This is a genomic window from Mycolicibacter senuensis, from assembly GCF_002101885.1.
Classification (GTDB): Bacteria; Actinomycetota; Actinomycetes; order Mycobacteriales; family Mycobacteriaceae; genus Mycobacterium; species Mycobacterium senuense.
This window is the reverse complement of the sequence record NZ_LQPS01000054.1, coordinates 17,306-38,197: the sequence shown is the minus strand read 5'-3', so window position 1 is coordinate 38,197 and position 20,892 is coordinate 17,306. Positions and strand designations below refer to the sequence as shown.

The following is a 20,892-nucleotide window of genomic DNA, read 5'->3' as shown; positions in this document are numbered from 1 at the left end:
TGCCCCAAACTACAACGACGCATCCAGTAATCGTAGGTATACGTCGATTTCGTTGATCGCCGACTCGGCGGCGTGCACGCTGATCACCACGGTCTCACCGATGCCGTGAACACCGTGGGTGAGGCTCATCGCCGGGGACAGCGCGGGAAACCCCGCGGTCAGCAACACCGGTGCCTCCCCGAAACGCAGGTCGGGCGCTCCGCGATACACGCTGGACACCACGGTGTTGCCGGACACCCGCACCGGCCGGGTCTGCGGGTCGAACTTCTCGACGCCCCAGCGCAACAGCGCCGCCGGCGTCGCGGCGAACGCCCGGTCGGCGGCGACCGAAGCGGGATGCCCGCTGCGAAGCCGACCGTTGGTGATGTCGGCGGCGATGGCCGCCATCCGGGCGGCCCGGTCGTGACCCGGATAGAGCCCGACCCTGAGGTTTCCGAAGTGGTTGTTCGCCAAGCGAACACCGGCCTTGGCCATCGGGACCTCGGCGCCCAGCGAGTCGCACGGCTCGTCGAGATACCCCGACAGCGCCGCCGACACCGCCGACAGCACCGCCACGGTGACGGTCGGCCCGTTCAGTTCGGCTCGCCGTCGCACCAGCGTGCGCACCGCGCGACGGCCGGCCGGCGGGTTGTTGGTGACCAGCGGGGGCCGGTCTCCGACGGGGGGCGGCAGCAGGCCGGCGCGGGTGTCGTGGTCCCGGCGGCGGTGGGAGCGTGCCGCGACGACGGCGCGCCAGGGCAGCGAACCCGGCTGCAGTCGGGAGCCCGGTGTGTCGACCGCCGCGACCGGCGCGGCGCGCCCGAACAGCCACGCGGCCAACGCCGAGGCCCGCGCGCCGTCGGCGAGTACGTGCGCCACCTGCAGCACCGCGACCGTGCCGGCGCCGCGGTGGCCCGGGATACCGTGCACCGGCGCGAACACATGCAGGCGCCAGGGCGCCGCGCGGACGTCGAGCTGGTCGCCGGTGAGGCCCACCACCGCGTCCAGGCAGCCGGCCCAGCTGTCCTCGGGGGCGCGGTGCCGAACACCCCCGATGTGATCGAACGCCGGCACCCACCGCGGGTAGCCCAGCGCACCGGCCTCCTCGACCCGCTGGGTCAGGTGCGGGCTCTGCCGGGCACGGCCGGCCAGCTGGGCGACGGCTCCGTCGAGGTCGGCCGGGACTCCGGCGAAGGCGTACAGCAGAAACTGGTCACTGGGGATCGCCGCCGACATCCAGTAGAACTGGGCGTCGACCGCGGCCATCCGGTGTCCGCGCGGGCCCCCGCTCATCAGGTGAAGAAGTGCAGCACCCGGTCGGCCACCTCGTCGGGCCGCTCGAGTTGCAGGAAGTGCCCGGCGTGTTCGACCACGGCCACCGCGCTGCCGGCCGGCAGCGCCTGATCCACCCACCGCGTGAAGGCCGGTGTCATGCAGCCGTCGGTGCGCCCGTGCAGATACAAGCTGGGCAACCGCGGCAGCTCCAGCCAGTGCCGGTGCAGCTCGGCATAGCGATCGGGCACCCGGACGCTGCGCAACGCCCGGTAGGGTCCGAGCGCCGCCCGCCAGCCTTCGGGTGTCCCGATGGCCGCGTCGACGTGGCGCAGGTCCTCCTCGGCGGCATAGCCCGGCGACCATCGCCGCCACAGCCGCGGCAGTATCCAGGAGGAGGATCGCTCCGGCAGCCACGGCAGTTGGAAGTAGCCGATGTACCAGCTGCGCAACAGCTGCGCCGGCAGGAGACCGGCCATGACGACGCCGTCCGCCGCCCCGACCGAGCGAAGCGCCGCCGCCGGAGGCACCGACATGATCACCGCCTTGGTGAACGGGCTGTCCGGCAACGCCGCCAGTCCGGTGGCCGCCATCGCACCCCAGTCGTGACCGATCACCACATCACGGCCGGTCGAACCGACCGTTTCGTAGACCCGCAGCGCGTCATGCATCAGCGCCCCGATGTGATAACTGCCGTCGTCCGGAATGGACGACGGGGCATAGCCCCGCATGAACGGCGCCACCACGTGCCATCCGGCCGCGACCAGGCGGGGCGCCACCCGGCGCCATCCGTAGGCGGTGTCGGGGAAACCGTGCAGGCACAATGCCACCGGATTTCCCGGCTCACCCCAACTCAGTGCCCGCAGCGACACCCCGGGCGCCGTCACGTCGATCCAGCGCGGTTCACTCATCGTCTGCCCCTCAGACCGGCTCGAAATCTGCGACCAGCCAGCGGCCGTCGACCTTCTGCAATGCCACCCGGTAGCTCGACTCGACCTCGACGGCCTCGTCCGAGCCGACGGTGACGGTACGGTCGGCGAAGACCAGCACCGCAGCGCGTCTCGGTGTGGCGAACACCGACGCCGCAGCGAGAACCTCGGCTTCCGCGGTGACCTTGCGCGCCTTGGCGTCGGGGATGATCAGGTCGCGCGCCCGCGCCGCGAAGATCTCCCGGAAACCGTCGGTCATCAACGACTCGGCGCCGGACAGGTCACGCTCTACCGTGTCGGACCGAAACGACAGCACCGCAACCGTGAATTCGGTTGCTTCCGCGATGGTTTCGTCACGGATCAGCTCGTCGGAGCGGTGCGATCCCTCGTACCACCTGGCCCACCCGGCCGCTAGCGCCGCGACCAGGATCAGTCCCGGCAGCACGCCATAGACCAGCCGCCTCATGTGACGTACTCGATGTCGGAAACCTTGGCCTGCTTGCCCACCCGCTGCACGGTCATCCGCATCCGCAGTTCATGCGGCCGCTCGCGCAGACCGCCCAGGTGGGTGGATGCGACGCTGACGGCCACCAGCACCTGCGCCTCGTCGTCGGACTGCCATTCCAGGCCCGCCTCACTCACCGCGCTGACCGCCAGTGACCGCTCCCGGGTGACCGTCTCGATCAGCAACGGCGCCCGGGCGGCGAACCGTTCGTGGAACTCGCCGGTCGCCGAATCGAGGACGCGTTGCACATCACCTTCGGCGTCTTGGTAATCGACCGAAGTCAGGTTGATCGCCGTCCGCCGGGCCGCCTGTAGGAACATCTCCCGCTGCGCGACGGCGCTGTGGGCCGCTTCGGCGCGGAACCCGAGCCAGCCGAGCACGCCCGCCGTCATCAGCACCCCGATCAGCCCGGCGATCAGTGCGCGACGCTGCCCGACGTCCGCGTTGTCATCACCCACCATTACCCAAACTGTCTACCATCTCCTGATGAGCACAGCCCAGACCGTCGAATTCGACGGCGTCAACGGAGTCACGCTGATCGCCGATGAGTGGAACCGGGATGCCGCTGCAGCGACCCCGACGATCATGATGCTGCACGGGGGCGGCCAGAATCGGCTTTCCTGGCACAAGACCGGCCAGATCCTGGCCGACCGGGGCTATCACGTCGTCGCCCTCGACACCCGTGGCCACGGCGACAGCGACCGCGCACCCGATGCCGACTACGCCATCGAGACGCTGACCGCCGACGCGCTGGCGGTGATCGACGCGATCGGCCGACCGGTGGTGCTGATCGGGGCGAGCATGGGCGGCCTGACCGGAATCCTGGTCGCCGAGCAGGCCGGGCCGCAGCGGGTGGTCAAGCTGGTGCTGGTCGATGTGGTGCCGCGCTACGAGAAGGACGGCAGCGCCCGGATCCGTGACTTCATGCTCAGCCACGTCGACGGCTTCGACTCGCTCGAGCAGGCCGCCGACGCGGTGGCCGAATACCTGCCGCACCGGACCAAGCCCCGCAGCCCGGAGGGCCTGAAGAAGAATCTGCGGTTCCGCGACGGGCGCTGGTACTGGCACTGGGATCCGGCCCTGATGACCAAGCCCGGCGACGACCCGGCGCTGCGCACCGAGAAGATGGAGTCGGCTGCCATCGCGCTGCGGATCCCGATCCTGCTCATCCGCGGCAAGCTGTCCGACGTGGTCAGCGCCGAGGGCGTGGCGGACTTTCTGACCAAGGTTCCCGGTGCGCGTTTCGTCGAATTGTCCGGGGCCGGGCACACCGCGGCCGGTGACGACAACGATGCGTTCAGCGCGGCCGTCGTCGAGTTCGTGTCCAGCTGAATGTTCGGCATCGACTGGCTGACGCCGCCGCTGCTCGCGGCCGGCGTGCTGGCAGCGGTGGCGGTCGCCGAAGCACTCGCCTTGGTCGTGCTGACCGCACGATTGCGGGCAACCCGGGCCGAGGCCGAGGCACTGCGCCAACGGGTCGACACCCGAAACCTGCTGCTGTCCGGTGGACGCGAAGCCGTCAAAACGGTGTGGCAGACCGCGAACCTGGTGCGTAAGCAGGGATTCGGCGCCGCGGTGCGCAGTTCGATCGAAGAACTCGCCGATTGGGCGGAGGTGGAACGCCCTGATCTGGCCCGTCTCACGCCAGACGGGCATGTGGTGATCCTGTTCACCGACATCGAGGAGTCCACTGCCCTCAATGAGCGGATCGGTGACCGGGCGTGGGTGAAGCTGATCGCCCGGCATGACGACATGGTGCAGCGCACCGTAGCTGAGCACCGCGGGCACGTGGTCAAAAGCCAGGGCGACGGGTACATGATCGCGTTCGCCCAACCCGAGCCCGCGGTGCGCTGCGCCATCGACATTCAACGCGCGTTGCAGCAGCGGCGCGGCCGCAAACCGCAGCACCCGATCCGGGTCCGGATCGGCGTCCACATGGGCCGCTCGGTGCGCCGCGGCGACGACCTGTTCGGGCGCAACGTCGCAATGGCCGCCCGGGTGGCCGCCGCCGCCGACGGCGCCCAGATCCTGATCAGCGGACCGGTGCGCGACGCCGTCCAGGACTGCGAGGACATCACCGTCGGGGCCGGCCGCGACGCCGAGCTGAAGGGCTTCGCCGGAACCCACCGGCTCTACGCAGTGGATATCGGTTAGGCGAACCGAGCCGAGCCGGCTCAGAACCAGACGTTGAGTGTCTCTTCGACTCCGCCCCAATCGATCCCGAGCCAGTCGGTGAAGAACTGCTCCATCCCGCCGAAGAGGTTGTAGGCGAAGGCGACTGCGGTGTTGTACAGGCTCTCCCAGAGCCCGCTGTCGAACATGCCGTGATCCACGGCGTTGAGCCAGGCGGCGGAGTGGTCGATGTCGCCGGAGATGTTGACATAGGTCACGTCACCGTCGACCGTGGTGGTCGCGTCGGCGATCTGTTCCGGTGTCAAACCCAGGTATTCGACGTGGTTGACAAGGTAACCCTGCAACGCGCCCCACAGGCCACCCTGGCCGAAAGCGCCGGTGAAGTCGCCGATCACGTCATTGTCGAGGGTGTAGACGGTGGCCGGGAAGAGATCCGCAGGTGTCTTGTCGAGCTCGGGCAGCATCATGAAATCGATGAAGTAGTCGAAGAATTTGATGATGCCGGGGGCGAGCTGCGGGCCGACCAGCGATTCCAGGGCCGGTTCGAGATGCGACAGAATGCCGTTGGGCGTGTAGGGGTCACCGATGGTCACGAAATGCACCGCGTCGGAGTCGATTCCGTTGTGAGCCAGTTGCGACATCGCGATCGTGACGGCGGTCGCGCCCTGCGAGTAGCCGAATACAAACAGCGGGTTCTCGGCGTCGTAGGTGTCCGAATCGGCGGCGAAGTGCGCCTCAACAGCTCGGACGATCTCGGCTGCCGCCGCGAAGCTGCTGTGCCCCTGCTGGACGAGCGCCGGAGTCGTCAGGACTTGTAGTGGGGCGTCACACGCGTCGGTGCCGATCACGCATACCGCGGAATTGCCGTCCACGTCGAAGCCCAGCGGTTTGAGGAACAGCTCCGCGGCGGTCTGTGCGAGTGTCGCCGACGGCGTCGTCTGGGTGGTGCCCCCGACGATGATCGCGGTGTGTGACAGCGGAGTCACCGCGGCTCGGGTGGCGTGGCCGGCGGGCGTTGCGAGCAACCCGCCCGCTATCACGCCGGTGATCGCAATCTGCGTCAGAACCGCGGTCATTCTCATGGCGCTCCTTACAGCTGCAATCAGTCGTCGCCGCCGGGCTCATGCGGCGGTCCCAGCTCCAGCTCTCCTCCGTCGAGCCTCGCTGAACCGCCGGCTTCGGCCAGCCGCTGATGCAGCCGCGCACGTACCTCGTCCGGTGTGTAGGCCCTTCTGCGGCGCTGATCCCGCACCACCAGCACTCCCCCGGCTGCGACGCCGACCGCGCCCGCCAGGCCGATCCATTTCCAAATGCTGCGCACGAACACACCTTATGGTGCTGTCGTGGACGAACACACGGTGACTCTGGAACGCGCACTGGCCGAGACCCGCACCGGTGACATCTGGCTGTTCCGTGGCCGCTCCGGCCCGGATCGCGCCATCCAAACCCTGTCCAACGCCCCGGTCAATCACGTCGGGATGACAGTGGCGCTCGACGACCTGCCGCCGCTGATCTGGCATGCCGAACTCGGCGACAAGCTGCTCGACTACTGGACGGGCACCAACCATCGCGGTGTGCAACTCAACGACGCGCGGGCCTCCGTCGAACAGTGGACGGGCCGCTACCAGCAGCGCTGCTGGTTCCGTCAGCTCAACGGAACCATCACCCGGAAACAGGAGGACCGGTTACTGCAGGTGATCGCCCGGATGGACGGCACCGCGTTTCCCACCACGGCGCGGCTCACCGGCCGGTGGTTGCGCGGCCGGCTGCCGACCGCGGGCGACTGGACCCGCGGAATCCCGGTGCTGGACCGCAAGGTTCGCGAAGTCAGCCAGCGCCGCAGAGCCCGTAAGTCACGAGTCGCGCTGCAAACCGCCTACTGCGCCGAGACGGTGGCCATCACCTACGAGGAGATGGGTCTGCTCTCGACCGACAAGGACGCCAACTGGTTCGACCCCGGCAAGTTCTGGAGCGGTGACATCCTGCCGCTGACACCCGGATACCAGCTGGGCCGCGAGATCGTCGTCGTTCCCTGAATCAACACCCCGTACTCACCCGCAGCGTGCGATACACCTGCTGCCGACGCACTGGGGAAAGCCGAATGATTCTGCGACGGAACGCGGAACGCGGCAGCGTGTGAATGTTGTCGAAGTTGACGACGCAGTCACTGGGCACGCCATCGTCGACGGTGGTCAATTCCAATTCCGACACCAGGCCGCGGCGGGTGCGGGTCAGTGCCGCAACCACCACCGATCCGATCCGCTCGGCAACCGGGTCCCTGGTGAGAATGAGCACCGGTCGGTCGCCGCCGGGTGTCGCGGCGAACCACAGTTCACCGTTTCGCATCGGCCCAGTCCGCCCAATCCTCCGCCGGCCCCCAGTCGGCCACCTCGGCGAAGGCGTTCTCCTCGTCCGTAACGGGCTGCCTGGCGTACGCCTGTAGGTCATCGTCGGCAGCGAGCGCGGCCAGGTGGCGCCGCAGCGCGTCGCGGAGGCCGCTGTCAGTCGACCGTCAGCTCACCCATCGGCGACCAATCCGTCGCCTCGATCTGCTGACTGATGATCTTCGGTGTCGACACCAGCGCCTGCGGCATCTCGGCCATGGCCTTCTTGAAGTGGTCGCTGTTGACGTGTGAGCTGCCGGCGTCGCCGTCGCGGAACGCCTCGACCAGCACGTACTCATCAGGGTCATCCAGGCTGCGAGACCACTCGAACCACAGGTTGCCTTCTTCGGCCCGGGTGGCTTCGGTAAACTGCGCGACCAATTGCGGCCAGCGCTCAGCCCACTCCGGTTTGGTCCGGAATTTGACCACGATGAAGATCACCGGCTGCCGCCGACTTCGACGCTGCTGCGCACCGGTGTGACGTTAATGGTCAAATCCAGCACCGGGCAGTGCTTTTCGACGACCTGATGCAGCTCTCGGTAGCGCTCTTCGGTTTCCGGGCCGGTCACCGTGATGACCACCCGCACCTCGCTGAAGCCGGGCCGCACCGAGTCGTCGAGGCCGAAGAAGCCGCGCACGTCCAGATCGCCCTCGGCGCGCCCGGTGATCTCGTCGACCGTGATGCCCAGCTTCTCGGCCCAGTACCGCCAGGTGACGATCTGGCAGGACAACAGTGAGCCCAGGTAGTACTCGACCGGGTTAGGCGCGGTGTTCTCACCGCCGAGCGTCGGCGGCTCGTCGACCTCGGCACTGTAGCGGCCCATGGTGATGGTGCTGGCAACCGCATCATGGGCGACGGCGGAGGCCTGGAACACGACCTGGGAGGTGGCCGGATCGGCGGCGGCGGGATCACTGGTGGCGGCGACGACGGCGGCCAGCCGGGTGGTCGAAGCAGTCATGCCAGCCAACAATAGTGACGGCACCGGCGAACGAAACCGTTGCCGTCGCCGAGATCGAAATGTCTTTTGCCTCCGCCACGGGCTAACCTGGGCAGCGTGGACGTACTACGGCACGTAATAGTGCTTCTGCACATCGTCGGATTCGCGGTGATCTTCGGGGCCCTGGCCGCTCAAGGCTTCGAGCGGCGTTTCCAGCTCACCCCGCTGATGGACTACGGCGTGGTGCTGTCGCTGCTGACCGGGCTCGCACTGGCAGCACCCTGGCCGGCCGACGTGGTGCTCAACTACCCCAAGATCGGGACCAAACTGGTGATCCTGGTCGCCCTGGGCGCCGTGCTCGGCATCGGGCGGGCCCGGCAACGCCGCTCGGGTGGTGACGCGCCGCGGGCGCTGTTCTACGCGGCCGGCGCGCTGACCCTGACCGCCGCGGGTCTCGCCGTCATCTGGTAGCCGGGCTCAGCACCCGAATTTGGCCCGGGCCGCGTCGGTGACCGGGGTGAACAAGTTGACCAGGTTGCCGTCCGGATCCCGGAACAGCAACGCCCGGTTCCCCCAGGGCATGGTCGTCGGCTCGGTCACGACCTCGGTCAGGTGTTCGCGTAGCCGCTGGTATTCAGCGTCGACGTCCTCGACGAGGAACTCCACAATCGCACTGCGGTTGGCTCCCGGCTCGGCGGATCCGTCGCCGAACAACGGCACCGTCTTGACACTCCCGATGGCCAGCGTGCCGACCGGCGTCGGGATCTCGGCGAACAGCTCGTTGCCCCACACCGCGGCCACACCGGTGATCAGCTCGTAGAAGCCGACCAGTCGTTGGACGTCGGCGGTGATGATGCGCGTCGACATGAACTTATTCGGTCCTCCGGGCGGCTCTGGGTGCGATAACCCGATGCAGGTTAGTCCCGACGTCCGACAACGACGCCCGGCGAACGCAAGCCGATATTCTCGGAGACGATGAGCGACGTACTCGACGAGGGTCCCTTCTTCCACGGAACCAAAGCCGATCTTCGCTTCGACGACCTGCTAACCGCGGGGTTCGCGTCGAATTACCGTCCGACGATCATCATGAACCACATCTATTTCACCGCACTGCTCGACGGCGCCGGGCTAGCGGCCGAGCTCGCGGCCGGCAACGGCACGCCGCGGGTGTTTCGGGTCGAGCCGACCGGCGAGTTCGAGAACGACCCGAACGTCACCGACAAGAAGTTCCCTGGCAATCCCACTCGGTCCTATCGCAGCCGCCACCCGCTCCGAATCGTCGAAGAGATCGACGACTGGCCACGGTTGACGCCGGACGCACTTCAGGAGTGGCGGGTCCGGTTGGCCGCGCTCCGGGCGGCCGGGCTCGACGAGATCATCAACTGATCCTGCCCCGGTCATCCGCTGCGAATCCACCAACCAGCCTCTGGAGAATGGCTGCGCTACCCGCTGCCACAGCTCGGTATGGGCCGACGGCGCCCGCAATGAACAGCCGCACACCGTCGATCAAGCCGTTCACGCGACGCCGCCTGGCCCGGAGCTTGAGCAGGTAGTGGCCTCCGACGCACAGCGCTGCGACCACCACGAAAATCCACAGCAGCGCTGCCACCAGATAGATCAGCTCAACCACTGTCATGACCACGAGCCTGCCCTGCCGCCGTCGCGCTCAGGTCACAGACGGAGCCCATACCGGCCACGGATTCGACGCGGCAGATACGGGCACCACTACCCCGACTTAAACGGAGTGATCGCGGCGACCTTGTCGCGCAGCGCTTTCCGTTCGAGCCTCAGTTCGTAGTTGGACTGCAGATTCATCCAGAATTCGTCCGACGTCCCGAAGTACCGCGCAAGACGGATTGCCGTATCAGCGGTGATGCCTCGCTTGCCGTGCACGATCTCGTTGATCCTGCGTGGCGGCACGCCGATCGCGACGGCGAGCTTGTTCTGCGTGATGCCGAACCCCTCGATGAAATCCTCCAGCAGGATCTCCCCCGGGTGGATCGGATCGATCAGATCGCTCTCAGTGATAGTCGACGAGTTCGACATCATCTGCACCTCCTTCTCTCCAGACGAAACAGACGCGCCACTCGGCGTTCACCCGGATGCTGTGCTGGCCGCGACGGCCCCCGACTAGTCGTTCCAAGCGGTTCCCCGGTGGGATCCGCAGATCCTCCAAGTCGCTGGCCGCATGAAGCAGTTCGAGCTTGCGCAGCGTCGCCCGCTGAAGCGGTCGATCAATTCCCTTCACGTACTGCTCGTGCCAGATTCGTTCGGTGCTCTTGTCGCCGAACGATCTGATCACCACGTCATCGTATAACGACCAACGTCAATAACGTTACACGTTAAACCGGAACTCCACCACGTCCCCGTCGGCCATCATGTAATCCTTGCCCTCCATGCGCACCTTGCCGGCGGCCTTGGCGGCGGCCATCGAACCAGCCTCGACCAGGTCGTCGTAGGACACCACCTCGGCCTTGATGAAGCCTTTCTCGAAGTCGGTGTGGATCACCCCGGCCGCCTTGGGCGCGGTGTCGCCCTTATGGATGGTCCAGGCCCGGGCCTCCTTGGGCCCGGCGGTCAGATAGGTCTGCAACTTCAGCGTGTGAAAACCCGCCCGCGCCAGCGCATCCAGGCCGCGCTCGGTCTGCCCGATCGACTCCAGCAGCTCCATCGCCGACTCGTCGTCCAGCTCGGCCAGCTCGGCTTCGATCTTGGCGTCGAGGAACACCGCGTCGGCCGGCGCCACCAGCTCACGCAACGCGGCCACCCGCGCGGAATCGGTGAGCACCGACTCGTCGGCATTGAACACATACAGGAACGGCTTGGTGGTCAGCAGGTTCAGCTCACGCAGCGGCGCGGGGTCCACCCCGGCCGAGAACAGCGTCTTGCCGCTGTCGAGGATCTGCTGGGCGGCCACCGCCGCCTCCAGCATCGGCTTGCGGTCCTTGTTGTTGCGGGCTTCCTTCTCCAGGCGCGGCACCGCCTTCTCCAGGGTCTGCATGTCGGCCAGCATCAGCTCGGTGGCGATCACCTCGATGTCGGCTTCCGGATCCACCTTGCCGTCGACGTGCACCACGTCGTCGTCGGAGAACACCCGTACCACCTGGCAGATCGCATCGCACTCGCGGATGTTGGCCAGGAACTTGTTGCCCAGTCCGGCCCCTTCCGAGGCACCCTTGACGATCCCGGCGATGTCGACGAAGGTCACCGGCGCCGGCAGGATCCGCTCGGAGCCGAAGATCTCCGCCAGTTTGGCCAGCCGCGGGTCCGGCAGCGGCACCACGCCCTCGTTCGGCTCGATGGTGGCGAACGGGTAGTTGGCCGCCAACACATCATTGCGGGTCAGCGCATTGAACAGGGTCGACTTCCCGACGTTGGGCAACCCCACGATTCCCAGGCTCAAGCTCACAGGGAGCCAAGTGTAGAGCGTGCCACGATGCACGGCCGCCGACGCCAGCCGGTACCGTCAGTGTGTGGCAGCGCAGCGGGACACGTCGGCGGTAGCGGCCGACCACCGTTCGATCCTGCCCAATGCCGCCGGTTTTCCGTGGTGGGGCGCGGTGGCGGTGGCGGTAGTCGCGACCGCGGTCGGAGTGGCCTTCGACGCCGGCTCCGGCGATAAGGAACTGAGCATCGTCTTCTCCGCACTGTATGCGATGGGCTGCATCGCCGCGGTGCTCACAGTGCGGCAATCGGCGGTGTTCACCGCCGTCGTCCAACCCCCGTTGATCCTGTTCTGCACGGTGCCGGCCGCCTACTGGCTGTTCCGCGGCGGCGGATTCCCGGGCGTGAAGGCCATCCTCATCAACTGCGGATACCCGCTGATCGAGCGATTCCCGTTGATGCTGTTCACGGCCGCAGCCGTGCTGCTGCTCGGGATGGTCCGCTGGTACCTGGGCATGCTGAGCGGCGCGACGACACCCGTGTCCGACGACGATGCCGCCCCACGCCGGCGGCCCGCGGTCGTCGAGAAGCTGAGTGCCTTGCTCACCGCGGCTCTGAGCCGCAATCCCGCCCACGCCATCGAGCCGCCGGCAGCCCGGGCCCCGCGCGAACGACGCCCCGGCGACCGTCCGCGGCGGGCCACCCCGGAAGCACGGCGCGCCGCCCGAAAGACCACCTCGGGCCGTCCGGCCGCCCGCTCCGGCGAGCGTCGCCGTGGAGCGAACGGAGCTGTCCCGTCGCGCTCCCGCCACGTGCGGCCGCCGATGGACGACGTGCCGGCGACCGAACGCCCGCGCCGGCGGCGCCCGGCACCCGACCTGCGCGATGAACCGCTGCCGCGGCGGCGGCGCCCAGCTCCTGACTGGCAGGACGAGGCGCCGCGACGACGCCCTGAACCGCGCTCGAGAGCCGACCGGGATCCCCGGGCGCGCGGCTATCAGCCCTCCGAGGCACCCGAGTCGCTACCCCGCCGGCGCCAGCCACCACCGGCCGGTCGCGGCAACGGCGCCGGCAGCACGCACCACCCGGTCTCGCGGGTGCGCTACCGGACCGGCGGCGACGACGAAACTGGCAGGGAGCCCCGCACCCGATCCCGCCAGCCCCGGACCGGGGAATTCGACTCCTGGGAGTACGACATCTGAGCTGCGCCCGGTCGGCGCGACACCAGCGATCGGCGCTAGCGTCGGTCGGGCCGGATCTCCCGGGGCAGCGCGAACACCAGCGTCTCGTTGGCGGTCGTCACCGGATACACCGTCTCGTAGCCGTACCCGGCCAACCGCTCCAGCACGCCGCGGACCAGGATCTCGGGCACCGAAGCCCCGGAGGTGACCCCGACGCTCTCCACCCCGTCGAGCCACGATGGGTCGATGTCGTCGGCGTAGTCGACCAGATGGGCCGCGTCGGCGCCGGCGCCCAGCGCCACCTCGACCAGCCGGTTGGAGTTCGACGAGTTGCGCGATCCGACGACGATCACCAGCTCGCACTCCGGGGCCATCGCCTTGACCGCGGTCTGCCGGTTCTGGGTGGCATAACAGATGTCGTCGCTGGGCGGGTCCTGCAGCTTCGGGAACCGCTCGCGCAGCTTGACCACGGTCTGCATCGTCTCATCGACGCTCAACGTGGTCTGCGACAGCCACACCACCTTGTTCTCGTCGCGCACCTGCACCGAGGCCACCGCGTCTTGACCGTCGACCAGCTGGACGTCGTCGGGGGCCTCACCGATGATCCCGACGACCTCTTCGTGGCCGGCGTGGCCGATCAGCAGGATGTCGTAGCCGTCCCGGGCGAACCGTTTGGCCTCGTTGTGCACCTTGTTCACCAGCGGGCAGGTCGCGTCAATGACGCGCAGGCCGCGGTCGGCCGCCAAATCGTGCACGCTGGGTGCGACACCGTGCGCGGAGAACACCACCATCGCGCCTTCGGGCACCTCGTCGGCCTCGTGGACGAAGACCACACCCTTGTTGGTCAACGTGTCCACCACATGCTTGTTGTGCACGATCTCGTGGCGGACATACACCGGTGCACCGTGCTTCTCCAGCGCCCGCTCCACCGTCTCGACGGCCCGGTCGACGCCCGCGCAGTAGCCGCGGGGCTCGGCCAGCAGCACCCGCTTACCGGCCGGGGCGGCGCCCAGCGACGCGGCGGACCTGCCTGGACTATTAACGGTCTCCAAATCGAGGGTGGGGGACATGGCACCCAGGGTACGGTCTGGCGTCGGGCGACCGCCAGCTCACGCACGCCCCCCTCGGTACTTGGCGATGAACGGCAGGTAAGGCAGGCTGGTGGCCATGGCTACTGCACCCTTTGGCGTCCGGCTTCTGGTCGGCGCGGCAACTGTCGCCGTCGAGGAGACGATGAAGCTGCCGCAAACCATCCTGACCTACCCGATGACACTGGCCAGCCAGGCCGCGCACGCTGTGATGCGCTGGCAGCAGAACATCGCTGAGCTGGTCAACAAGGGCGACACCACCCTTGAGTCACTGTTCCCGCCGAAGGACGAGCAGCCGGAGTGGGCCACCTTCGACGAAGACACCGACGACGGCGTCAACGGCGCAGATTTCGCCGACACGGCGGCTTTCGACGGTTTCGATGACGCCGATTCCGGCCCGCGCAGTGAGGGACGCTTCGCGCTGTACTCGTTCAGCGAGGGCGGCGATGACCGGCCCGCTCCCCGCGACGAGACCGACGTCACACCGGGCGTGGGCAAGACGGACGCGGCCGTGCCCACACCCGACCTGGTCGACGAGCTCGACTACGGCAACCTGACCCTGGCCCAGCTGCGGGCCCGGCTGGCCTCGCTCAGCATCGACGAGCTGGAGACCCTGCTCGGCTACGAGGAGGCCACCAAGGCGCGGGCACCGTTCCAGACGCTGCTGGCCAACAGGATCACCCGCACTACCACGAAGTGAGTGCCCCCGCACCGGGCAACTCCGCCGAGAACCCGTTTCCGGTTCGCGCGGTCGCGATCCGGGTCAAAGGCTGGATCGACCGGCTCGGCTCGGTGTGGGTGGAAGGCCAGCTGACCCAGATCAACCTGCGCCCCGGGGTCCGCACGGTCTTTATGGTGTTGCGCGATCCCGCCGCCGACATGTCACTGACGGTGACGTGCACCCCCGAGCTGGTGGCCGGCGCCCCGGTCAAACTCACCGAGGGCACCCAGGTGGTGGTCTGCGGGAAACCCAACTTCTACACCGCGCGGGGCACGTTCAGCTTGCGGCTCAGCGAGATTCGCGCTGTCGGAATCGGCGAGCTGCTGGCCCGCATCGAACGGCTGCGCCGACTGCTGGACGCCGAGGGGTTGTTCGACCCGCGGCTCAAACGGCAGCTGCCGTTCCTGCCGGCCACCATCGGGCTGATCACCGGCCGGGCCAGCGCCGCCGAGCGGGACGTGATGACGGTCGCCGGCGCACGGTGGCCGGCGGTGCGCTTCGCGGTGCGCAACACCGCGGTACAGGGGCCCAACGCGGTGGCCCAGATCGTCGAGGCACTGCACGAATTGGACGCCGATCCCGACGTGGACGTGATCGTGCTGGCCCGCGGTGGTGGCAGCGTGGAGGACCTGCTGCCGTTCTCCGATGAGACCCTGTGCCGGGCCATCTCGACATGCCGCACCCCGGTGGTGAGCGCGGTCGGCCACGAACCCGACAACCCGCTGTGTGACCTGGTCGCCGACCTGCGCGCGGCCACCCCCACCGACGCGGCGAAGAAGATCGTTCCGGACGCGTCGGCCGAGCAGGCACTGGTCGACGACCTGCGCCGGCGCAGCGCACAAGCCGTGCGCAACTGGGTGGTGCGCGAGGAGCGCGTGCTGGCCCAGTTACGCAGTCGCCCGGTGCTGGCCGATCCGCTGCGGGCGCTGACCGAGCGCGCCGAGGAGGTTGGGCGTGCCCTGGCCGCGGTACGCCGCGACATCACCCGATTGATCGCCGTACAGGCCGAACGGGTCGGGCACCTGTCGGCGCGGCTGGCTACCCTGGGCCCGGCCGCCACCCTGGCCCGCGGCTACGCGGTCGTCCAGACCGTCGGCACCGACGGGCCGCCGCAGGTGCTGCGGTCGGTGCAGGGCGCTCCGGCCGGCACCCAGCTGCGGATCCGGGTCGCCGACGGAGCAATCGCCGCTACCAGTGAAGGGCACCACGATGGCAACTGACGACCCCGCCCCCACGAGGCCCGTTAGTGATCTCGGCTACGAGCATTGTCGCGACGAGCTGATCGAGGTGGTGCAGCGACTGGAACAGGGCGGATTGGATCTCGACGCCTCGCTGAGCCTCTGGGAGCGAGGCGAACAGCTGGCTAAGCGATGTGAAGAGCACCTGGCTGGGGCCCGCCGCCGGGTGCAGGAGGCCCTGGCCGCCGAGACCGGCGAGGACGAACGGGCATGACGTGCACCCTTGGAAGCCCACCGGAACTGAAACACGTTCAGTTATGCTCGCCCGATGGGTGATCCATCACTGACGACTGAGCTCGGCCGGGTCCTGGTCACCGGGGGCTCCGGTTTCGTCGGGACCAATTTCGTCAAGACGCTGCTCGACCAGGGCTACCAGGTGCGGTCCTTCGACCGGGCGCCGTCACCGCTGCCCGACCACCCCAACCTGCAGAAGCTGGACGGCGACATCTGCGACCCGCAGACCGTCGCCCGGGCGGTCACCGACATCGACACCGTCTTCCACACCGCCGCGATCATCGATCTGCAGGGCGGCGCCAAGGTCACCGATGAGATCCGGCGGCGCAGCTTCGCGGTCAACGTCGACGGCACCAAGAATCTGGTTCAGGCCGGTCAGCGGGCCGGGGTGAAGCGCTTCGTCTACACCGCATCCAACAGTGTGGTGATGGGCGGTAAAGCCATCTCCGGTGGCGACGAGAACATGGCCTACACCACCAAGTACAACGACCTCTACACCGAGACCAAGGTCGTCGCCGAGAAGTTCGTGCTGGGCGAGAACGGCGTTGACGGCATGCTGACGTGTTCGATCCGGCCGTCGGGCATCTGGGGCAACGGCGACCAGACCATGTTCCGCAAGCTGTTCGAAAGTGTGGTGGCCGGCCACGTCAAAGTGCTCATCGGCAGCAAGAACGCCAAACTCGACAACTCCTACGTGCACAACCTGATTCACGGATTCATCCTGGCCGCACAACATCTGGTCCCGGGCGGAACGGCACCCGGCCAGGCCTACTTCATCAACGACGGTGAACCGATCAACATGTTCGAGTTCGCCCGGCCGGTCATGGAGGCGTGCGGCGAGCGCTGGCCGAGGTTGCGGGCCTCGGGGCGGATGGTGCGCGACGTGATGGTGGCGTGGCAGTGGCTGCACTTCCGGTTCGGGTTTCCCGAACCGCTGCTGGAACCCGGTGCGGTGGAACGGCTTTACCTCAACAACTACTTCTCGATCGCCAAGGCTGGCCGCGACCTGGGCTATCAGCCGCTGTTCACCACCGAGCAGGCGATGACCGCCTGCCTGCCCTACTACAAGGAACTCTTCGAGCGGGTCAAGTCCGAAGCGCATCCGCACCTGGCGACCGTGGTCGCCGAGCCGCATCCGGAGTAACCCCCGTCGGGTCGCCAGCCGGTTTTTCCCAAGGGGTACCGCGGACCGCACTTTCACGGAAAGATCGCGGGGGTTGAGGAGGTGCCCGTGAATACGGTGCTGGTGACCGGCGCATTCGGTCTGGTCGGTTCGGCGGTGGTACGACGGCTGGTGGCCGACGGGCGAGACGTGGTGGCGACCGATCTGGATATACCGGCCAACCGCGAAGCCGCGGCCAAGCTGCCGAAGTCGGTAACGGTGCGCTACGCCGACCTCACCGACCCGGCAGCGGTCGATGAGCTCGTCGGCGCCGTCGACCCGGTGGCGATCATCCATCTGGCCGCGGTGATCCCGCCGCTGATCTATCTGCGCCGCGAGTTGGCCCGCAAAGTCAACGTCGAGGCCACCGGCCATCTGCTGGCCGCGGCGGCCCGCCAGCCCGACCCGCCCCGCTTCGTGCAGGCCTCCAGCATCGCGGTGTATGGCTCCCGCAATCCGCACACGGTCGCGGGGGTGTTGACCGCCGACACCCCGACCAACCCCGCCGACATCTACGGCGACCACAAGGTGCAGGCCGAGCGGCTGGTGCGCGACTCGCAGCTGGACTGGGTGATCCTGCGGCTCGGCGGAGTGCTCACCACCGACCCCGGGCCCTACGCCAAGCTCGACAGCCTCTACTTCGAGCAGTTGCTGCCGGCCGACGGCCGGCTGCAAACCGTCGACGTCCGTGACGTCGCCGCGGCTTTCGTCGCGGCCACCACCGCACCCGTCATCGGCGAGACCCTGCTGATCGGCGGTGACGACACGCACCGCCGGCTGCAGCGCGATGTGGCGCCGGCGATGGCCGCCGCGATGGGCTTGGTCAACGGGCTGCCCGCGGGCCTGCCCGGCGACCCCGACAGCGACGACGACTGGTTCAGCACCGACTGGATGGATTCCGGACGCGCCCAGGACGCGCTCGGCTTCCAGCACCACTCGTGGCCGCAGATGTTGACCGAGACGGCGGCGCAGGCCGGCCCGGCGCGGTACCTGCTGCGAGTGGTCGCCCCACTGGCCCGGCTGGTGCTGGGGTGGCGCGCCCCCTACTTCCGCACCGGCAAGAAGTTCGCCGACCCGTGGGGCGCCATCACCGCGAAATGGGGCGACCCGCGCCCGTGAACTCCGACTTCAGTCCCACCCAGCGACGTGCGCTGGCGGTCTTCACCGTCATCGCGCTGGCGTTCGGCGCGTATTTCCTGCGCACTTTTTTCGTGCTGATCGTGGTGGCCGCGGTGGGCGCCTACCTGTTCACTCCGCTGTTCCGGGTGCTGTGCCGGCGACTGCCGGCGGGGCTGGCGGCCACCGGAACGCTGCTGGCGGCGTTGGTCGCCGTCATCGTGCCGGTCGGGCTGACGATCTTTTTGGCCGTCGTGCAGATCACCCGCACCGCCAATGACGTCGCGGACTGGGTGCAGGCCACCGACCCCAACGCGCTCGGCGACAAGGTGCTGAAGTTCGTCAACGGTCTGCTGGAGCGGATTCCGTTCGTGCACGTCCAGCTGACGATGGACACGTTGCGTGAGGCGATGGTGAACGTGGCGCAGCGCGGCGGGGAGCTGCTGCTGCAGGTCCTGCAGGGCGCCGTGGGGGGCGTCGTCGGGGCGATCACCGCGGCGATCATCTTCTTGTACGTGTTCCTGGCGTTGCTGACCCACCGGGAGGAACTACAGACCCTGATCCGCCAACTCAACCCGCTCGGCGCCGAGGTCACCGATCTGTACCTGGCCAAGATGGGGTCGATGGTGCGCGGCACCGTCGGCGGGCAGTTCGTGATCGCGTTCTGCCAGGGGGTGGCCGGGGCGGCCTCGATCTACATCGGCGGATTCCACCAGGCGTTCTTCATCTTCGCGATCCTGCTGACCGCGTTGTCGGTCATTCCGCTGGGCGGGGGCATCGTGACCATGCCGTTCGGTATCGGCATGGCGCTGTTCGGCAACGTCGTCGGCGGGGTGTTCGTGGTGGCGTTCCACCTGATCGTGGTGACCAACATCGACAATGTGTTGCGCCCGATCCTGGTGCCGCGCGATGCCCGGCTCAATTCGGCGCTGATGCTGCTGGCCGTGTTCGCCGGGATCGGCATGTTCGGCTTCTGGGGCATCGTGATCGGTCCGGTGCTGATGATCATCATCGTCACCACCATCGACGTCTATCTGGCCGTGTATCACGGTGTGGAGATGCAGACCGGCGACGAGGAGCCGAAGAGCCGCCGAAAGTGGCGGCTGCGACGCAAGGCCGCTACGGAGCCAGCCGCTCGGTGAGGAACTCGACGACCCGCTTGCGGGCCTCGTACGCCGGGTGCCCCTCGACCTCCCGTACCTGATCGGTGAGCACCGAGTGCGCCAACCGGGAGATACCGTCCGGGTTGCCGGGTGACGAATCGATCTCGATGACTTCGAATGCGTCACCGAGACGGGCCTTCAGCGTGCCGAAGCGGTCCCGCGGCACCATCCAGTCCTCGCTGAACCGCAACCCGATCGCGCACAGTCCCTCATTGGCGGCGCGGTCGGCGATGACCCCCAACTCGACGTCGGAGAGTCCGGCGTCACGGCGCTGCTTGGGTGTCAACGGAAACGGTACCGACGGTTGGCTGAGCACCGGCGCCAACACCGCGTCGTCGACGGCGGCGGCCAACGCGAAGCCCCCGGTGAAGCACTGTCCGATCACCCCGACGCCCTTGCCGGGGGTGTGCTCGTTGAGGTCGCGGGCCAGCGCCCGCAGGAAGCCGGTTACCGGGCGCTGCGCGTTGGTGGCCAGTGCCGCGAATTCGCGCGTCACGCACAGGCGGGCGATCGTGCCCAGCGCGTAGCCGGGCGTGATCGCCTTACCGGGCTTACCGAACAGTGACGGGATCGCCACGGTGAACCCGTTGTCGACCAGGTGGTTGCCCAGCCCCAGCACCGCCGGGTGAATTCCGGGAACTTCCGGGATCAGCACCACGCCGGGCCCCGTGCCCTTGCGGTACACGTCGTGGGTGAACCCGCCGCCGGTGAACGGTGTCGGGGTCCAGCCGGTCAGGTCGGCTTCGGGTGCGGTCACGGGCGATCCCTTCGGTGGTCGGACAACGGTGCCTGCGACTGGGTGGCGCCCGCCAGCACGCGGAACTGCTCAGCTCCCCCCGCGCCGGTGATCGCGAGCTGGGCGGCTCCGGCCTTTCCGGTCAGTCGGGTGGTCCACACCGGGTCGCCGTCACCCTGGTACACCACCCAGCGGGTGCCGTCGACGTCCTCGGTGCCGGTCGGGTGCAGCCCCGGACGGATCGACTCGACCAACGCGGCCTCGTCGGCGTTGCTCTGGGTCAGGCTGATGTACATCCCGGTCGGGCCGACGTAACCGACCCGCGAGGTGACGGCCCGCAGCCGCTGGCCGGCCGGGTCGGTGCGCCCGTCGGTGATGCTGCCGCGGCTGCCGGAGTTGGGTTGCCAGCCTTCCGGCAGCGCCGGCAGCCGGACCGGGAATCCCAGCGTCTGGGCGTCGGCGTTCAGCGCGGCGACGGCGTCGTAGGACGGCACCGGTCCGGCCGACATGCCACCGGGGCGAAAGGAGCAGGTCCCGGCCAGTCCGGCCAGCAGCAAGCAGGCCAGGACCAGCGGGGCGATCGACCAGAACATGTCGCGGCCGTCCTGCAACAGACGGGGCTTGGCGGGCCTTGGGCCAGGGCGGGATGCCGGAACGGCCGGCTGCGGGGGCTCAGAGGTCACGTTGCCAGTATCCCAGCTCAGTGGTGTTGATCCGGCTCTGGGAGAA

At 68.2% G+C, this 20,892-nt stretch carries 29 protein-coding genes and 1 pseudogene; 12 read left to right on the top strand and 18 right to left on the bottom strand.

What is annotated here, in order from left to right; translation table 11 throughout:
• Window positions 1–9: 9 nt before the first annotated feature.
• Genes AWC24_RS20295 through AWC24_RS20280 form a run of 4 tightly spaced genes read right to left on the bottom strand, consistent with a single transcriptional unit; the run spans window position 10 to window position 3,146 of the window.
• Window positions 10–1,245, bottom strand: coding sequence for a DUF1298 domain-containing protein (locus tag AWC24_RS20295; RefSeq protein ID WP_085089113.1), 1,236 nt, complete (start codon window positions 1,243–1,245; stop codon window positions 10–12).
• Between the two features lie 26 nt (window positions 1,246–1,271).
• The gene (locus tag AWC24_RS20290) at window positions 1,272–2,162 is read right to left on the bottom strand and encodes an alpha/beta fold hydrolase (protein ID WP_085088698.1); all 891 of its coding nucleotides are present in this window, start codon (window positions 2,160–2,162) and stop codon (window positions 1,272–1,274) included.
• A gap of 10 nt (window positions 2,163–2,172) precedes the next feature.
• Window positions 2,173–2,646, bottom strand: a complete 474-nt coding sequence (locus AWC24_RS20285; protein WP_085088696.1) for a hypothetical protein — start codon at window positions 2,644–2,646, stop codon at window positions 2,173–2,175.
• Window positions 2,643–3,146, bottom strand: coding sequence for an Rv1363c family protein (locus AWC24_RS20280; RefSeq protein ID WP_085088694.1), 504 nt, complete (start codon window positions 3,144–3,146; stop codon window positions 2,643–2,645). The genes AWC24_RS20285 and AWC24_RS20280 overlap by 4 nt, the downstream gene beginning before the upstream one ends.
• A 25-nt stretch (window positions 3,147–3,171) precedes the next feature.
• On the opposite strand from AWC24_RS20280, the gene AWC24_RS20275 reads away from it, so the two are divergent.
• Window positions 3,172–4,017 (top strand): alpha/beta fold hydrolase, encoded by an 846-nt coding sequence (locus tag AWC24_RS20275; protein WP_085088691.1) that lies wholly within the window; start codon window positions 3,172–3,174, stop codon window positions 4,015–4,017.
• Entirely contained in the window at window positions 4,018–4,839 is an 822-nt protein-coding gene (locus AWC24_RS20270) for an adenylate/guanylate cyclase domain-containing protein (protein WP_085088689.1), read from the top strand.
• A 20-nt stretch (window positions 4,840–4,859) separates the two neighbouring features.
• Here the strand turns inward: AWC24_RS20270 and AWC24_RS20265 are convergent, their stop codons facing one another.
• Together AWC24_RS20265 and AWC24_RS20260 are read right to left on the bottom strand one after the other, a co-directional pair.
• Window positions 4,860–5,894, bottom strand: a complete 1,035-nt coding sequence (locus AWC24_RS20265; RefSeq protein WP_109560581.1) for a PE-PPE domain-containing protein — start codon at window positions 5,892–5,894, stop codon at window positions 4,860–4,862.
• A gap of 26 nt (window positions 5,895–5,920) precedes the next feature.
• Window positions 5,921–6,139, bottom strand: a complete 219-nt coding sequence (locus AWC24_RS20260) for a hypothetical protein (protein WP_085089109.1) — start codon at window positions 6,137–6,139, stop codon at window positions 5,921–5,923.
• A gap of 22 nt (window positions 6,140–6,161) precedes the next feature.
• On the opposite strand from AWC24_RS20260, the gene AWC24_RS20255 reads away from it, so the two are divergent.
• Window positions 6,162–6,854 (top strand): guanylate cyclase, encoded by a 693-nt coding sequence (locus AWC24_RS20255; RefSeq protein ID WP_085089111.1) that lies wholly within the window; start codon window positions 6,162–6,164, stop codon window positions 6,852–6,854.
• A 1-nt stretch (window position 6,855) separates the two neighbouring features.
• Here AWC24_RS20255 and AWC24_RS20250 read toward each other — a convergent pair whose 3' ends face one another.
• The 4 genes and pseudogenes from AWC24_RS20250 to AWC24_RS20235 form a co-directional block, all read right to left on the bottom strand.
• The gene (locus AWC24_RS20250; protein WP_085088684.1) at window positions 6,856–7,164 is read right to left on the bottom strand and encodes a type II toxin-antitoxin system PemK/MazF family toxin; all 309 of its coding nucleotides are present in this window, start codon (window positions 7,162–7,164) and stop codon (window positions 6,856–6,858) included.
• Window positions 7,151–7,312, bottom strand: a pseudogene (locus tag AWC24_RS20245) (antitoxin); the annotation flags it as partial. The pseudogene AWC24_RS20245 and the gene AWC24_RS20250, both read right to left, overlap by 14 nt.
• A 7-nt stretch (window positions 7,313–7,319) precedes the next feature.
• Window positions 7,320–7,643 carry a putative quinol monooxygenase gene (locus AWC24_RS20240; RefSeq protein WP_085088681.1) on the bottom strand — a complete coding sequence of 108 codons (324 nt, stop codon included), beginning with the start codon at window positions 7,641–7,643 and terminating at the stop codon, window positions 7,320–7,322.
• Window positions 7,640–8,161, bottom strand: coding sequence for an OsmC family protein (locus AWC24_RS20235; RefSeq protein ID WP_085088678.1), 522 nt, complete (start codon window positions 8,159–8,161; stop codon window positions 7,640–7,642). Before AWC24_RS20235 ends, AWC24_RS20240 begins: the two co-directional genes overlap by 4 nt.
• Before the next feature lie 96 nt (window positions 8,162–8,257).
• Between AWC24_RS20235 and AWC24_RS20230 the strand changes: the two genes are divergently transcribed.
• Window positions 8,258–8,611, top strand: coding sequence for a Fe-S protein (locus tag AWC24_RS20230; protein ID WP_085088675.1), 354 nt, complete (start codon window positions 8,258–8,260; stop codon window positions 8,609–8,611).
• 6 nt (window positions 8,612–8,617) lie between these two features.
• On the opposite strand, the gene AWC24_RS20225 is transcribed toward AWC24_RS20230, so the two are convergent.
• Window positions 8,618–9,007, bottom strand: a complete 390-nt coding sequence (locus AWC24_RS20225; protein WP_085088673.1) for a VOC family protein — start codon at window positions 9,005–9,007, stop codon at window positions 8,618–8,620.
• A 108-nt stretch (window positions 9,008–9,115) separates the two neighbouring features.
• On the opposite strand from AWC24_RS20225, the gene arr reads away from it, so the two are divergent.
• The gene (gene arr / locus AWC24_RS20220) at window positions 9,116–9,526 is read left to right on the top strand and encodes an NAD(+)--rifampin ADP-ribosyltransferase (protein ID WP_085088670.1); all 411 of its coding nucleotides are present in this window, start codon (window positions 9,116–9,118) and stop codon (window positions 9,524–9,526) included.
• Here arr and AWC24_RS20215 read toward each other — a convergent pair.
• The 4 genes from AWC24_RS20215 to ychF all read right to left on the bottom strand — a co-directional run bounded on the left by AWC24_RS20215 (window position 9,519) and on the right by ychF (window position 11,549).
• A complete protein-coding gene (locus AWC24_RS20215) occupies window positions 9,519–9,776 on the bottom strand; it encodes a hypothetical protein (RefSeq protein ID WP_085089107.1) in 258 nt (85 codons plus the stop codon). The genes arr and AWC24_RS20215 overlap by 8 nt on opposite strands.
• Before the next feature lie 89 nt (window positions 9,777–9,865).
• Entirely contained in the window at window positions 9,866–10,189 is a 324-nt protein-coding gene (locus AWC24_RS20210; RefSeq protein ID WP_407663431.1) for a HigA family addiction module antitoxin, read from the bottom strand.
• Window positions 10,161–10,442 (bottom strand): type II toxin-antitoxin system RelE/ParE family toxin, encoded by a 282-nt coding sequence (locus AWC24_RS20205; RefSeq protein ID WP_085089105.1) that lies wholly within the window; start codon window positions 10,440–10,442, stop codon window positions 10,161–10,163. Before AWC24_RS20205 ends, AWC24_RS20210 begins: the two co-directional genes overlap by 29 nt.
• Window positions 10,443–10,475: 33 nt before the next feature.
• Complete coding sequence (gene ychF / locus AWC24_RS20200; RefSeq protein WP_085088664.1) at window positions 10,476–11,549, bottom strand: redox-regulated ATPase YchF; 1,074 nt, start codon at window positions 11,547–11,549, stop codon at window positions 10,476–10,478.
• A 64-nt stretch (window positions 11,550–11,613) separates the two neighbouring features.
• Between ychF and AWC24_RS20195 the strand changes: the two genes are divergently transcribed.
• Window positions 11,614–12,726, top strand: coding sequence for a DUF6542 domain-containing protein (locus AWC24_RS20195; RefSeq protein ID WP_085088661.1), 1,113 nt, complete (start codon window positions 11,614–11,616; stop codon window positions 12,724–12,726).
• A 35-nt stretch (window positions 12,727–12,761) separates the two neighbouring features.
• Here AWC24_RS20195 and AWC24_RS20190 read toward each other — a convergent pair whose 3' ends face one another.
• Complete coding sequence (locus AWC24_RS20190; protein ID WP_085088658.1) at window positions 12,762–13,775, bottom strand: 4-hydroxy-3-methylbut-2-enyl diphosphate reductase; 1,014 nt, start codon at window positions 13,773–13,775, stop codon at window positions 12,762–12,764.
• Between the two features lie 97 nt (window positions 13,776–13,872).
• Between AWC24_RS20190 and AWC24_RS20185 the strand changes: the two genes are divergently transcribed.
• From AWC24_RS20185 to AWC24_RS20160, 6 genes are all read left to right on the top strand, one after another.
• The gene (locus AWC24_RS20185) at window positions 13,873–14,493 is read left to right on the top strand and encodes a lipid droplet-associated protein (protein ID WP_085088655.1); all 621 of its coding nucleotides are present in this window, start codon (window positions 13,873–13,875) and stop codon (window positions 14,491–14,493) included.
• Window positions 14,490–15,734, top strand: coding sequence for an exodeoxyribonuclease VII large subunit (gene xseA / locus AWC24_RS20180; RefSeq protein WP_085088652.1), 1,245 nt, complete (start codon window positions 14,490–14,492; stop codon window positions 15,732–15,734). Before AWC24_RS20185 ends, xseA begins: the two co-directional genes overlap by 4 nt.
• On the top strand, window positions 15,724–15,966 hold the full coding sequence (locus AWC24_RS20175) for an exodeoxyribonuclease VII small subunit (RefSeq protein ID WP_085088649.1): 243 nt from the start codon (window positions 15,724–15,726) through the stop codon (window positions 15,964–15,966). The genes xseA and AWC24_RS20175 overlap by 11 nt, the downstream gene beginning before the upstream one ends.
• Window positions 15,967–16,020: 54 nt before the next feature.
• Complete coding sequence (locus AWC24_RS20170; RefSeq protein WP_085088646.1) at window positions 16,021–17,130, top strand: 3-beta-hydroxysteroid dehydrogenase; 1,110 nt, start codon at window positions 16,021–16,023, stop codon at window positions 17,128–17,130.
• Between the two features lie 87 nt (window positions 17,131–17,217).
• The gene (locus AWC24_RS20165) at window positions 17,218–18,267 is read left to right on the top strand and encodes an NAD-dependent epimerase/dehydratase family protein (protein ID WP_085088643.1); all 1,050 of its coding nucleotides are present in this window, start codon (window positions 17,218–17,220) and stop codon (window positions 18,265–18,267) included.
• Window positions 18,264–19,406, top strand: a complete 1,143-nt coding sequence (locus AWC24_RS20160) for an AI-2E family transporter (protein WP_083039359.1) — start codon at window positions 18,264–18,266, stop codon at window positions 19,404–19,406. Before AWC24_RS20165 ends, AWC24_RS20160 begins: the two co-directional genes overlap by 4 nt.
• Here AWC24_RS20160 and AWC24_RS20155 read toward each other — a convergent pair.
• Entirely contained in the window at window positions 19,384–20,184 is an 801-nt protein-coding gene (locus AWC24_RS20155; protein ID WP_085088640.1) for a dienelactone hydrolase family protein, read from the bottom strand. The two genes, AWC24_RS20160 and AWC24_RS20155, sit on opposite strands and share 23 nt — an antisense overlap.
• Window positions 20,181–20,846, bottom strand: coding sequence for a DUF4245 domain-containing protein (locus AWC24_RS20150; protein WP_083039362.1), 666 nt, complete (start codon window positions 20,844–20,846; stop codon window positions 20,181–20,183). The genes AWC24_RS20155 and AWC24_RS20150 overlap by 4 nt, the downstream gene beginning before the upstream one ends.
• Between the last annotated feature and the right edge of the window lie 46 nt (window positions 20,847–20,892).